The following is a 13219-nucleotide window of genomic DNA, read 5'->3' as shown; positions in this document are numbered from 1 at the left end:
GTTTCAGCCTTTCACCGCACCGGAGGTGAGGCCCTGGACGATGTGCCGGCTGGCGAAGGCGAACAGGACCATCGTGGGCAGGATGGTGAGCACGGCCGCCGCGGACATCGAGCCCCAGTCGATGTTGAAGCTGGAGATGAATCCGTTCAGGGCCGTGGGGACGGTCTTGTTGGCGTCGCTGTTCATCAGCGTCACCGAAAGGAACAATTCATTCCAGCAGTTGACGAAGTTGAAGATGAACGCGGCCACGATCCCGGGACGCATCACCGGCAGCAGCACGCGGAACAGCGCGCCGAACCGCGACAGTCCGTCGATCATCGCGGCCTCCTCCAGCGCGTCGGGGATGTTCTCGAAGAAGCCGCGCAGCATCACCGTGCAGAACGGGATGCACACGGCGATGTAGACGAGCATGAGCCCGAGGCGGTTGTCGACCAGCCGGAGGTCGGTCATGAGCAGGTACAGCGGCCCCAGCGCGATGAACGAGGGGATCATCTGGGTGACCAGCGCGGCCATCAGCAGCGCGGACTTGGTACGGAACTCGAACCGCGCCAGCACATACGCCGACAACATCGAGATCGCCGTGGCGACCGCGCCCGCGACGGTCGCCACGAGGAGGCTGTTGGTGAGGTAGACGCCGAAGTCGGCCTTGGAGAACAGGTCGGTGTAGTTCTCCAGCGAGAAGTGCTCGGGCCAGTAGGCGATCGGGAAGCGGAAGATGTCACCCGGTGCCTTCAACGAGGTGACGGCGATCCAGTACAGCGGGAAGACGGTGAAGACCAGCCACATCCCCAGGAAGGTGAACCGCGCGGCCCGCCCGGCCGCGCTCTCCTTGCCGATCACGACCTCACCCCTCGCTTCTCACGCGTGGCCATCAGGAAGAACGTCGCGAACAGCAGCAGCCCGCCGACCACGAGGAGGCCGATGGCGGAGGCCTGGCCGTAGTCGCCCTGCTGAGTGATCCGGATCATCCAGGTGGTCACGATCTGTGTCTCGTTGTTGGGGCCGCCGCCGGTCATCCCGAAGATCAGATCGGGGAAGTTGAAGATCCAGATGACCCGCAGCAGCACGGTGAGGGCGAGCGTGGTGCGGATGTACGGGATGGTGATCTGCAACAGCGTGCGCACCTTGCCCGCGCCGTCCAGCGCCGCCGCCTCGTACAGCTCGTCGGGGATGGACTGCAACGCGGCCAGGATCATGATGGCGAAGAACGTGACGCCGTACCAGGTGTTGGCGATGAGAACGGCGATCATCGCCTTGTCCGGTTCGGCGAGCCACGCGATCGGCTGGTCGATCAGCCCGGCCTTCTGCAGCAGGTCGTTGACGACACCGAACTCGCTGTTGAACATCCAGCGGAACAGGATGCCGATGAGGAACCCGGAGATGGCCCAGGGGAAGAAGACCAGCGCCTGGTAGAGGCCGCGGAGACGGAAGTGCCGGCGCAGCCACAGGGCGAGCGCGAAGCCGATCACCAGCTGCGGGACGATCGAACCGACCACCCACAGGGCGGTGTTGGCCAGCACCGTGCCCCAGGCGGGATCGGCGAACACCTCGCGGAAGTTCCCCAGGCCCACCCAGGAGGTGTCGGTCAGGTCGGTCAGCTTCCAGTTGCGGAACGCCATCTGGCTTCCCGCGATCATGGGGTAGTAGGTGAAGACCGCCACGAAGACCGCGGCCGGCGCCATGAAGGCGGCGATGAGCAGCCCGCGCCGGGTGGTGAACTCCCGCCTGCGGCGGCCCGTTCCACCGCCGTGGCCGGACGGGGCACCCCCCTTGCGGGAAGGGCGCCCCGGCTCCGGTCGCGTCCTCGTCGTGGAGGACGAGGCGGTCATGCCTGCTTCCACTTCGCCGTCCAGTACCCGTCCCAGTCGGCCAGCAGCTCCTTGGGCGTCAGCTTGCCGAGGATCATCTTCTGCACGTCGGCGTCGGCCTTCTGCTGCCACTCGGTCCACCAGGAGACACCGCGCGGCTGGGTGACGACGAGGTACTTCTCCGGGTGCTTCGTCATGGTGACGTAGCTGGACCACGGGCCCGTCTTGTAGAAGGGGTCCTCGGTCGCCGACTTGAGGATCGGCACCAGGCTGTTCTTCTTGGTGAAGTTCGTGGACGCCTCGCCCTGGGAGAGGAACTCGACCAGCTTGATGGCCTCGGCCTTGTGCTTGCTGCCCTTGGCGACGCCCCATCCGGCGGTGGCCAGCGGCTGCACGGTCTTGCCGGAGGGACCGGCCACCAGCGGGGCGGTGTTCCACTGGCTCTTCGTGATCGACTTGGACTCCGAGACCGTGGCGATCACCTCGGGGTCCTGGAGCAGGAAGGCCGTGGTGCCGTTGGAGAAGCCCTCGACCATCTCCGGATAGCCCCAGGAGACCGACGACTTGGGGGAGGCCTGCTTGAACAGCTTGAGGTAGGTCTCCATCGCGTCGAGCGCCCCCGGAGCGGAGAAGATCGTCTTCCCGTCCTTGAGTTTGAACCCGTTGGCGGGGTCGACGTCGTCGGCGACGTAGGCCTCGATGATCGCGGAGGCGTTGCCGTTGGCGTTGGCCCCGCCCCGGAAGGCGTAGCCGTACTGCCGCTTGGCCGGGTCCTGGATGGCGGTGGCCTGCTTCAGCAGGTCATTCCAGGTGGCCGGGGGCTCACTGAAGCCGGCCTTCTTGATCAGGTCGGTGCGGTAGAAGAGGCTCAGCCCGTAGAAGCCGTACGGGATGAAGTAGGTCTTGCCGTCGGCGTCCGTCGAGGCCTTGACGGCGTTCTCCGTCATGGCCTGCCAGCCCTTCCAGCCCGTCAGGTCCTTCTTCATGTCGTAGAGCCAGCCGTTGTTCGACCAGGGGCCGACGGTGGTGTCGCGCACCTCCAGGGTGTCCACGCCGGTGCCGGACTGGAGCATCTGCTGGATCTTCTGGTCGGCCTGCTCGGTGGGCGGCGAGATCAGATTGACCTTGATCTTGGGGTTCTGCTTCTCGAAGTCGCCTATCAGGCCCTTGAGCAGATCGGTGCGAGCGGGGTTGGTGAGGCTTTCGACCATGTTCAGGGTGACCGCGCCGCCGGCACTGCCGCCGGGGCTCATGGTGGAACAGCCGGTCAGGACCAGCGCGGCGGCTGTGGCGAGGGCTGCCGTCCTTCTTCTCATCGTGCTGACCTCTTCGGTGGAGGGGAGGGGCGTGCTGTCGTGCGCAGCTACGGCGTGCCGTGCTGCTCGCGGGCCGCGCGGGCCCAGTCGCCGAGGACGGGGACGCAGGCCTCGGCGAAGTACTCGTAGTCGGCGGCGGTGTTGTAGACGTGGGCGGACACCCGCAGGTAGCCGACGCCGCCGAAGCTGGTGAAGGCCGCCTCCACGCCCAGCTCCAGGGCCACCCGGTCGCGCAGCGCGTCGGCCTCGACGCGGGTGGCCCCCAGACCCGGGGGCAGCCGCACGAGCCGCATGCCGGGCACGGGCATGCCGACGTCCACCCGCCCCCCGGCATCGGTGAACTCGCCGGCATCGGTCTTCTCGGCGAACGCGGCGCCGATGACGTGCTCGGCGTAGCCGGCCAGGTCGTCCATGTAGCGGCGGGCGGTGTCCCAGCCCCAGGTGTGCTCGATGAAGTCGAGTGCCGTCGGTGCCGCCAGATAGGAGGTGGCGTCCAGCGTGCCCTGCTGGTCGAAGCGGTCGGGATACGGGTCCGGGGCGCCCCACGAGTCGATCAGCGGGTAGAGCTGCTCGCGCGAGGGGCCGCCGGCGACCAGTGCCGCGGTGCCGCGCGGTGCGCAGCCCCACTTGTGGAGGTTGCCGACCCAGAAGTCGCATGTGTCGCCCGTCGCACCGGCGAGCGGGGCGGCGAGGAGACCGGGGGCGTGCGCGCCGTCCACGAGGAACGGGATGTCACGCCGGCGCAGCTCCGCGCCGATCAGCTCCACCGGCATCCGGCGCGCCGTGGGCGAGGTGATCTGGTCGACGACGACGAGGTCGGTGGCGTCATTCACCTCGGCGATCACGGCCTCGTACGCCTGCTGCTCGTCCGCGTCCAGCGGTACCTCGGCCGTGCGGACCCGGCCGCCCCAGCGCCGGGCCAGCCGTTCGGCGCCCATGGTCACGGCCCCGTATCCGTGGTCGGTGACGAGGATCTCCCCGCCGCGACGGCGCGTGAGGGAGGCGTACACGACGCTGGCGCCGGCGCTCGCGTTCGGCACCAGGGCGAGATCGTCGGGGGCGGCCCCGAGGAAGGCCGCGAGGTCGACCCGGGTGGCGGCGAGCCGTGGCGGTAGCGCCGGGAACCACACCACGGGGGAGCGTTCCATCTCCGCGCGCAGCTGGTTCTGCCGCTCCTGTGCCACCAGGGGGACCGCCCCGAACGAACCGTGGTTCAGGTGCCGCAGGGCGGGGTCCAGGGACCAGGCCCGGTCGGCGGGCCTGCCGTTCACCAGCAGCAGGGGGTTGGGCGCGGTGGTGACCTCGGTCTCGCTCACAAGACTCCACTTCTGCCGCACGGGGCGCCTCGGCGCGTATCAGGACGTCAGTCAGGACATCAGTGGGATATCAGATCCTGCGCCGGGAGACGTATGATGACTTGGATGCTGGCACGTCGATTTCAGGCCTACAAGAGCCCTGCAAGGAAAAGTCATCAGATGACTCGCGTTCGATACGGGGGAGACATCTGATGACTGGACCTCGGTAGAGTGCACCGGGAAGGGCCCTGGCCGTGCCACGGGCCCGCCAGGGGAGGAGACCGATGTCCGCAGTCGACAAGGCGTTCCACGGCCTACGGCACATGATCGCCACGGGCCGCCTCGCCGCGGGGGAACGCATCCCGCCCGAGGGCGATCTCTGCGAGGAACTCGGCGTGTCGCGAGGCTCATTGCGCGAGGCCGTGCGCATGCTCGCCGCCCTGGGAGTGATCGAGCCGCGGCACGGCTCCGGCACGTACGTCTCCCAGCTCAGGCCGGAGGACGTCATCGGCAGCCTCTCACTGACCCTGGAACTCCTGCCGCTGTCCGGCCTGCTGGAGGTCTACGAGATCCGGCGGGTGCTGGAGGCCCATGTCGCCGCCCAGGCCGCGGCCCGCTGCACCCCGGAGGAGGTGGGGACGCTCTTCTCGCTCATCGAGTCCATGGAGGCCACCGACGATCCCACCAAGGCCTCCGAACTCGACCACCGGTTCCACTCGGAGATCGCCCGGATCGGCGGTAACCCCACCCTGGCCTCACTGCTGTCGGTGTTCCGCGCACGCTCCCGCAAGTACCAGGTCTTCACCCTCCCCGAGGGCCCCGAACTGCGCCGCAAGAGCGACGAGGACCACCATGTGCTGGCCACCGCCATAGCCGAACACGACCCCGTCGCCGCGGCCGGCGCGGCCCAGGCCCACGTCGCCCAGACCGAGCGATGGTTGCGCGCCTTCACGCCTCCCGTGGAGGAGGACGACGACACGGACTGACGGTGCACGGGGCGGGCGCCGTGTGACGGCGGCGACGCTCTCCCAGGAGGAGGTGTACGACGCGGAGGCCGTCGCGGACACCGCCAGGTTGGCCGGTGGCTGGGCGCCCCGGTTGTACACCTCGACCTCGGTGAGGCCCGTCCTGGCTCCGGAGGCGTTGGCAGCACCTGATCGCGGTCGTCGATGTCGGCGTCGGTGCGGCCGGCGTCGCGGGCGAGCGCCGCGATATGGGTGATCAGGGTGGTGGCGCGCGTCACCATCAGGCCGTCGAACTGGCCCGAAGTGCCCGCGCCGACCTGGTAGTCATGGACCTCCGGATGCCCGACCTCGACGGTATCGAGGCGACCGGTCTGATCGCCGCCGACGAGGACCTGGCGGGCGTGAAGGTGCTGGTCCTGACGACGTACGACACGGACGAGCACGTGGTGGAGGCGCTGCGCGCGGGCGCGTCGGGCTTCCTGGTCAAGGACACCAGGCCCGCGCAACTCCTGGACGCGGTCCGCACGGTGGCGGCGGGCGAGGCACTGCTCTCACCGGGTCCCACGGCCCGCCCGATCGCCCGCCTCCTGCGCGACGCCGAGGCACCGACCCAGACGGGCGGCTCCGAATGCCTCTCGGAACGGGAACGCGGGGTGCTGAGACTGGTCGCCCGGGGCCTCGACAACACGGAGATCGCGGAGACCCTGGGCCTGAGCCCCCTGACCGCGAAGACCCACGTCAGCCGGATCATGGGCAAGCTGGGCGCGCGGGACTGGGCCCAGCTGGTGATCGTGGCGTACGAGCCGGGGGTGGTGACGCCGGGGGCGGGGTTGGAGCAGTTCGAGACCGACATGCTCGCCGACTTCGTGCTGCGCGGGCCTGGCGGACGGCACCACCCGCGGGGACGTGGGACACCTGGACCAGATGCGGTCCTGGTTCGGTCGGCCGCTGGGCCGTGAGCTGGCCACCTGCCGCAAGTTCACCCCGACCGCACGAAACTACACCGTATCGAAACTGATGTTCCGGGGCAGCACGCGGCCTTGCAACTGCCACTCGGGGTCGAGGTCGATGCCGAGACGGTCCAGAACCGTGGGGGCTATGTCGATGAGCCGGGGATCGTCGAGGCGCGTGCCGCCCGGCGTCCCGGGTTCGGCGAGGATGACGAAGACCTCTCGCTCAGCATGGGTGTCGCCGCCGTGGCCGCCGGCGTCGAGATGGCCGTGATCCGTGGTGACCAGCACGGTCCAGTGCTCGTCGGTTCGGGAGGGGCGGGCCTCTATCGCCTCCAGGAGGCGACCCAGGTGGGCGTCCTGGTCCCGCAGAGCTCTGTCGTAGGCGGGACTGAAGGGGCCCGTGTCGTGTCCGGCCTCGTCGGTGGCGCCGAAGTACACGAACACGGCGTCCGGGTCGTCTTCGGCGAGCAGGCGCGCGACGTTGTCGGCGACGAGGGCGTCCGACGGGCCGTAGCCGTCGCGGTCGCCGTCGTAGTGCACGAGGTCGCCGATGGCGGAGCCCAGCGTGCCGCGGCGTACCAGTTCCGCCCAGGACACCGCCGCCGCCGTGCGCAGACCGGGCCCTACGGTGGTCGCGCGGGTGAGGAAGTCGGGGTAGCGGAGGTAGTCGGCACCGGTGAAGTCGTTGCCGGTCACCCCGTGCCGGTCGGGCCACACCCCGGTGAGCACGCTCGACCAGCCGGGCCCGGAGTCGGTGTAGGCCATGCTGGTCGTCGGCCCCGCGTCGGCCTGACCGTCCGCCTCGCCGTAGGGCAACAGGCTGGTGCCGTGGGCACCCGAGGCCAGCAGACCATGCAGGACGGGCGCGACGGACGGCGAGCGGGTCAGCCGGTCGTAGCGCAGCCCGTCCATACCGACGACCAGCACCCTGCCGTGTGGGGTGGGGCGATGCGCGCGAAGCATGGGGGAACTATAGGGGAAGCCTTGACCCCTGATCTTGGTCACACGAGACACTAGATCTCGAGGATCTGAGAACGGACATCCCGTGGTCATGAAGAACTACCCGCCGGAGGTCAAGGCGGACGCGGTCGCGCTGCACCAGTCGCGGCCGGGAGCGACGGCCAGGTCGGTCGCCGCTGATCTGGGAGTCAACCCGGAGACAGGGGAGGAGCGCGAGATCCTGCGAGGGCGAAGTATTTCGCCGGGGAGACGCGCTGGTGAACCGCTTCCAGTTCGTCGCAGACCACCAGCGCCGCTTCGGCGTGAAGCGGCTGAAACAGCATCCTGGGCATCGCCCGCTCGAGCTTCTACTACTGGCGCAGGACCGCAGCCAGCCAGCCAGCCGGGCGGCCCGGCAGACGGCCTCGCCGCCCGGATACGCACGGTTCACCAGGACTCGGACGGCACCTACGGCGTCCCCGGGATCACCGCCGAACTGCGTGAGACAGGTGAGCTGGTCAACCACAAGAGGGTCGCCCGGATCATGCTCCAGGTCGGGCTGGCCGGGCTGCGGCTGCGCAGGAAGCACCGCACCACCATCGCGGACCCGGCCGCCTCGAAGGCCGCCGACCTCATCGGCCGCGACTTCACCGCCGCAGCGGTGAACACGAAGTACCTCGGCGACATCACGTATCTCCCGCTGGCCGGCGGGAAGTTCATGTATCCGGCCACGGTCATCGACTTCGCCTCCCGGCGCCTGGCGGGCTGGGCGATCGCCGACCACATGCGCTCCGAACTGGTCAACGAGGCCCTGGCCGCCGCCGAGCGGTGCCGCGGCAGCCTCGCCGGCGCCAGCCAGCTGCGCGGCGGCGACGGTCGCGGCGGGGACCTCGCCGCGGATCGGCGGGGTTCAGGCGACGACCCGGGCACGCCCGCGACCTTCGCCGTGACGATGGTCATGTGGGCGGAGGCGGTCAGCGGGTAGCGGCCCCGGGGATGCAGGCGCCCGCGGCCTGGACGGGAATTTCGCCGGACCGACGCCGCGGAAGCCGCCCGAGGCTGAGGCACCCCGCGTCACTCCGGGCGCATGGGTGAACCGGGGGACGGCACAAGGCCGTTGTGGCGCGACCGGGACTTCCTGCTGCCCCTACCGGCCGGTCCGGCGCACACGTCGACCGGTGGGGCGGCAGGCGGGACAGGTGGTCACGGTGACTCCGCGGCCCGGACGCGGGCCAGTACGTCGCGGATCATCCCGGCGCTGATCATGAAGTGTTCGCGGGCGATCTCCTCGGCACGCTCCGGCTCGCCCGCCGCGATGGCCTCGTACAGGGCCGTGTGTCCCTCGCCGGCCCGGTGGAAGTGTGTCCGCTCGCCCCGACCCCAGGGTTCGACCGGGAAGCCGAGACTGATCCGGGTCAGCAGGTCCCGGCTGAGCAGGGCGATCTGCGGGTTGTGAGTGGCCGCGCAGATGCTCCGGTGGAACGCGCTGTCGGCGGCCTGTTCCTCACGGGGGCTGCTCGCGGAGAGGTGAGCGGCCAGTGCCTCGCGCATCGGCTCCAGGTCCTCGGGCTTCCGGCGCCGGGCGGCCGTCGCGGCCACCATGCCTTCCACCAGCCCGCGCAGGTCGAAGAGTTGCTCGAGCTCCTCCCTCCGGGGCAGCAGCGTACGGCGGACCGCGGCCCCGGAGGACGCGGTCCAGCTGTCGCGGACGAAGGCGCCGCCGTTGCGGCCCCGGCGGGTCTCGATGACACCGAGGGCCTGCAGGCGGGCGACGGCCTCGCGCACGGTGGGGCGGCTCACCTGGAGCAGCCCGGTGAGCTCGCGTTCTGGCGGCAGCCGTTCGCCCGGCAGGAAGTCCCCGACGGCGATCGCGGTGAGCAGCCGGTCGGAGACCTCGTCGACCGCCGAGGCCACGCGGACCGGGCGCAGCGAGGACGTCGGTGTACCGCCGAGCAGGACACGGTCGAGCACGCGGGAGAACTCGTCCTCCGGTTCCGGAGACGTGGGCTCCTGTGACACGGGCTCCGGTGCTTCACGTTCCCGTGACCCGGGTTCCGGTGACTCAGATACGGATGTCAGGAGTCCTCCCCAGCAAGCGACGCCTCTGTAAACGCGCGGGCTCCGCGTGAACTCGCCGTTACGTCTCGCTCAGCCCCGACCAAAAGGTCTTGTGCGCTGACCTTTTACCCCTTCACTATCTCATCCATCCGTCACACCCATCTCGTTTCAGACAGAGGTCGGCTGATTCCCGGCCGGTCTGGGAGGCTTCTTCGTGGCGATCCCCGAACCGAACCACACCGGAACCGTCGACTTCAACGGCTGGTCCACCTGGTACCGGATCACGGGCGAGCCGTGCAGGACACCCTTGGTCGTCCTGCACGGCGGGCCCGGCGCCGGTCACGACTACACGCTGAGCATCGCGGGTATCGCCCGACAGGGCCGCCCCGTGGTGCACTACGACCAGCTCGGCACCGGGCTGTCCACCCACCTGCCCGACAGGGGCGCCGACTTCTGGACCGTGCAGCTCTTCCTCGACGAGCTGGACTGCCTGCTCAAGACGCTGGGCATCGCCGACGGCTACCACCTCCTCGGCCAGTCCTGGGGCGGCATGCTGGCCGCCGAGCACGCCGTACGCCGGCCGTCCGGCCTGCGCGGCCTGGTCATCGCCGATTCCCCCGCTTCCATGGAACTGTGGCTGGCGGCGGCGCGCGAGCTGCGTGCGGCCCTGCCCCCTCAGGTGCAGCACACCCTGCTGACCCATGAGACGGCCGGGACCACCGACCACCCGGACTACCGGGCCGCCGAGCAGGTCTTCAACGAGCGCCATGTGTGCCGTCTGGTCCCCAACCCGCCGGAAGTACAGGCCACCTGGGACAACATCGAGTCCGACCCGACCGTGTACCACACGATGAACGGGCCCAACGAGTTCCATGTCGTCGGGACGTTGAAGGACTGGTCGGTCATCGACCGGCTGCATCTGATCAAGGCGCCGACCCTGCTGGTGTCCGGACGGTACGACGAGGCGACTCCCGAGACCGTCAAACCCTTCGCCGACCACATCCCCGACGTGCGCTGGCACTTCTTCGAGCACTCCAGCCACATGCCGCACGTCGAGGAGGAGGAACTCTTCCTCCGGGTCGTGGGCGCCTTTCTCGACTCCACCGACTGATCCTCCGACGGGAGTTCCCTGGATGTCCCGCACCACAAGACGGACCGCGGTCGCCGCCGCCACCGTCGCCCTCGCCCTGACCGCCGCCGCCTGTTCGTCCTCCGACGACGGCTCCTCCTCCGGCCCGACCGCGTCCACGTCGGGCTCCGGTTCGGCCGCGTTCCAGCCGCAGCACAAGGGCGGCACACTGAAGCTCGTCGCCCACGCGGCCGCGGGCAGCTTCGACCCGCAGGTCAACTACACGCTCCAGTACTGGCAGTTGTACCAGTCGATGTACGACGGGCTGCTCTCGTTCAAGAAGGTCGGCGGCCAGCAGTCGTTCACCGTGGTCCCGGACCTATCGGCTGCGATGCCGAAGGTGACCAACGGCGGCAAGACGTACACCTTCACCCTCCGCAAGGGCATCACCTTCTCCAACGGCAAGGCCCTGACGACCGACGACGTGGTGGCGTCCTTCCAGCGCCTCTTCAAGGTCTCCAGCCCCACCGCGGGCACGTTCTACAACGGCATCGTCGGCGCCGACGCCTGCCTGAAGACGCCGGCCTCCTGCACACTCAAGGGCGGCGTGACCGGCGACGCGGCGGCCGGAACGGTCACCGTCAACCTCACCGCCCCGGACCCGGAGTTCCCGTACAAGCTGGCCGTCCCGCACGCCAGCGTCGTACCGAAGGACTCGCCGGCGAAGGACGCCGGCACCACGCCGCTGCCGACGACCGGCCCGTACATGGCCGCCTCGTACGACCCGAACCGGGCGCTGGAGTTGGTGCGTAACCCGTACTTCAAGGAGTGGTCGCGTCAGGCGCAGCCCGAGGGCTACCCGGACGTTATCGACTATGCCTTCGGGCAGACCGTGGAGTCCGAGGTCACCGCCGTCGAGAACGGCCAGGCGGACTGGATGTACGACCCGCCGCCCGCCGACCGGCTGAACGAGATCGGCACCAAGTACGCCTCCCAGGCGCATGTGAACCCGCTGACCGCGTTCTGGTACGCGACGCTGAACGTCAACATGGCCCCGTTCGACAACAAGCTGGCGCGTCAGGCGATCAACTGGGCCGTTGACCGGTTTGCCGTGGTGCGGCTGTACGGCGGCAAGAACCTCGCCTCGCCCGCGTGCACGATCCTGCCGGCGGGTTTCCCCGGCCACGTCGACACGTGTGCCTACACCAAGGGCGGCGGGACGACCTGGTCGGCCGCGGACCTGGCCAAGGCCAAGGCGCTGGTGAAGCAGTCCGGTACGGCGGGGCAGGAGGTCGGCATCGTCGTCCAGGACGATGACGTCAACAAGTCGATCGGGCAGTATCTGCAGAGCCTGCTCACCCAGCTCGGCTACAAGGCGAAGCTCAAGCCGCTGTCGGGCAACATCCAGTTCACGTACATCCAGAACACCAAGAACAAGGTGCAGGTGGCGCTGACGTCCTGGTACCAGGACTATCCGGCGGCCTCGGACTTCCTGAACGTGCTGCTGTCCTGCGCCTCGTACCATCCCGGCAGCGACTCCAGCATCAACATCGCCGGGTTCTGCGACAAGGGCATCGACGCGAAGATGCAGACCGCGCTGAAGGCCGCGCGGACCGACCAGAAGAGCGCCGACCAGCAGTGGGGCACCATCGACCAGGAGCTGATGGCCCAGTCCCCGGTCGTTCCGCTGATCAACCCGAAGCTGATCGACTTCACGTCGAAGCGGGTCGGCGACTACCAGTTCAGCAAGCAGTTCTACATGCTCGTCGGGCAGTTGTGGGTCAAATGAGCCGCACGCTTCCCGCTCCGTCGACCGAGGCCCGGCGTTCGCCGGGCCCCTGGCGGACGGCCGCCGCCGACCTGGTGCGCAACAGGTCGGCGCTGGCCGCTGCCGTCGTCCTGCTGGTCGTCGTGGCGGCGGTCCTGTGCGCACCTGTGTATGCCGGCCACGTCGCCCACACCGACCCGTTCCAGTCGCATGTCTCCGGCACCACGGTCGTCGACGGCAGAGCCGTTCCGGTGCTGACCCCGAGCAGCACCGGGCTGGGCCTCGGTGTCACGCCCATCGGCCCCACCTGGGACCCGGCCCACTACTTCCTCGGCGCCGACAACCAGGGCCGCGACGTGCTGGCCCGCCTGCTGTACGGCGGCCGGACGAGCGTGTTCATCGGGTTCACGGCGGCCCTGCTCACCTGCGTCCTCGGTACGGCCGTCGGAGTGGTCGCCGGGTACGCGGGCGGTGTCGTGGACGCGGTCATCTCCCGGATCCTGGACGTGATCTGGGCGTTCCCGGTGTATCTGCTGGCCATCTGTCTGTCGGTCGTCCTGCTCACCGACGGGCTGCGTCTGGGGCCGCTCACCGTGGACGCCGGGAGTTTGTGGCTGCCGGTCACGATCATCGCGGCGATCTATGTGCCGTACATCGCCCGGCCGTTGCGCGGTCAGGTGCTGGTGCTGCGCAACAAGGAGTACATCCACGCGGCCGTCGGCTCCGGCGCCCCGACCTTGCGCATCCTGCGCCGGGAGGTGCTGCCGAACGTGCTGCCCACGGCGATCGTCTTCGTCCCGCTGATGACCGCGCTGGCCATGCTCACCGAGTCCGCGCTGTCCTTCCTGTCCGTCGGGGTCCAGCCGCCCGACGCCAGTTGGGGCACGATCATCGAGGACGGTCTGGGGCTGCTCTACACCCGCCCCGCCGTCACCATCGCCCCCGGCCTGCTGATCGCCCTGACCACGGCGGCACTCAACGTCCTCGGCGACGGAGTGCGCGACGCGCTCGACCCGGGCGCCCGACTGCGCGGAGGGGTGTGACCGGC

Annotated in this window: 11 protein-coding genes and 1 pseudogene; 6 read left to right on the top strand and 6 right to left on the bottom strand. The window is 69.3% G+C overall.

Features of this window, described 5'->3' with window-relative positions:
* Nucleotides 1-3: 3 nt before the first annotated feature.
* From ABZ027_RS03830 to ABZ027_RS03815, 4 genes are read right to left on the bottom strand one after another with little or no spacing between them, the layout of a single operon-like run.
* Nucleotides 4-840 carry a carbohydrate ABC transporter permease gene (locus ABZ027_RS03830; RefSeq protein WP_356764057.1) on the bottom strand — a complete coding sequence of 279 codons (837 nt, stop codon included), beginning with the start codon at nucleotides 838-840 and terminating at the stop codon, nucleotides 4-6.
* Nucleotides 837-1829, bottom strand: a complete 993-nt coding sequence (locus ABZ027_RS03825; RefSeq protein WP_356764055.1) for a sugar ABC transporter permease — start codon at nucleotides 1827-1829, stop codon at nucleotides 837-839. Before ABZ027_RS03825 ends, ABZ027_RS03830 begins: the two co-directional genes overlap by 4 nt.
* A complete protein-coding gene (locus tag ABZ027_RS03820; RefSeq protein ID WP_356764053.1) occupies nucleotides 1826-3124 on the bottom strand; it encodes a sugar ABC transporter substrate-binding protein in 1299 nt (432 codons plus the stop codon). Before ABZ027_RS03820 ends, ABZ027_RS03825 begins: the two co-directional genes overlap by 4 nt.
* A gap of 47 nt (nucleotides 3125-3171) precedes the next feature.
* On the bottom strand, nucleotides 3172-4440 hold the full coding sequence (locus ABZ027_RS03815) for an aminotransferase class V-fold PLP-dependent enzyme (protein WP_356764051.1): 1269 nt from the start codon (nucleotides 4438-4440) through the stop codon (nucleotides 3172-3174).
* 263 nt (nucleotides 4441-4703) lie between these two features.
* Here ABZ027_RS03815 and ABZ027_RS03810 point away from each other — a divergent pair, with 263 nt between their 5' ends.
* Together ABZ027_RS03810 and ABZ027_RS03805 are read left to right on the top strand one after the other, a co-directional pair.
* Entirely contained in the window at nucleotides 4704-5405 is a 702-nt protein-coding gene (locus ABZ027_RS03810; RefSeq protein ID WP_356764049.1) for an FCD domain-containing protein, read from the top strand.
* Nucleotides 5406-5665: 260 nt separating this feature from the next.
* Nucleotides 5666-6208, top strand: a pseudogene (locus ABZ027_RS03805) (response regulator transcription factor); the annotation flags it as partial.
* Between the two features lie 174 nt (nucleotides 6209-6382).
* Here the strand turns inward: ABZ027_RS03805 and ABZ027_RS03800 are convergent.
* Entirely contained in the window at nucleotides 6383-7300 is a 918-nt protein-coding gene (locus ABZ027_RS03800) for an alkaline phosphatase family protein (protein ID WP_356764047.1), read from the bottom strand.
* An 88-nt stretch (nucleotides 7301-7388) separates the two neighbouring features.
* On the opposite strand from ABZ027_RS03800, the gene ABZ027_RS03795 reads away from it, so the two are divergent.
* The gene (locus tag ABZ027_RS03795; RefSeq protein ID WP_356764045.1) at nucleotides 7389-8261 is read left to right on the top strand and encodes an IS3 family transposase; all 873 of its coding nucleotides are present in this window, start codon (nucleotides 7389-7391) and stop codon (nucleotides 8259-8261) included.
* A gap of 218 nt (nucleotides 8262-8479) precedes the next feature.
* On the opposite strand, the gene ABZ027_RS03790 is transcribed toward ABZ027_RS03795, so the two are convergent.
* Nucleotides 8480-9295 (bottom strand): FadR/GntR family transcriptional regulator, encoded by an 816-nt coding sequence (locus ABZ027_RS03790; RefSeq protein ID WP_356764043.1) that lies wholly within the window; start codon nucleotides 9293-9295, stop codon nucleotides 8480-8482.
* A gap of 253 nt (nucleotides 9296-9548) precedes the next feature.
* On the opposite strand from ABZ027_RS03790, the gene ABZ027_RS03785 reads away from it, so the two are divergent.
* Genes ABZ027_RS03785 through ABZ027_RS03775 form a run of 3 tightly spaced genes read left to right on the top strand, consistent with a single transcriptional unit; the run spans nucleotide 9549 to nucleotide 13214 of the window.
* A complete protein-coding gene (locus tag ABZ027_RS03785) occupies nucleotides 9549-10445 on the top strand; it encodes a proline iminopeptidase-family hydrolase (RefSeq protein WP_356764041.1) in 897 nt (298 codons plus the stop codon).
* A gap of 22 nt (nucleotides 10446-10467) precedes the next feature.
* Nucleotides 10468-12192, top strand: coding sequence for an ABC transporter substrate-binding protein (locus tag ABZ027_RS03780; RefSeq protein WP_356764039.1), 1725 nt, complete (start codon nucleotides 10468-10470; stop codon nucleotides 12190-12192).
* Entirely contained in the window at nucleotides 12189-13214 is a 1026-nt protein-coding gene (locus ABZ027_RS03775; protein ID WP_356764037.1) for an ABC transporter permease, read from the top strand. Before ABZ027_RS03780 ends, ABZ027_RS03775 begins: the two co-directional genes overlap by 4 nt.
* Nucleotides 13215-13219 lie beyond the last annotated feature (5 nt).

The organism is Streptomyces sp. NPDC006332 (genome assembly GCF_040612855.1).
GTDB lineage: Bacteria > Actinomycetota > Actinomycetes > Streptomycetales > Streptomycetaceae > Streptomyces.
Note: the sequence above shows the minus strand (reverse complement) of the source record. Positions and strands in the feature narration are given on the sequence as shown.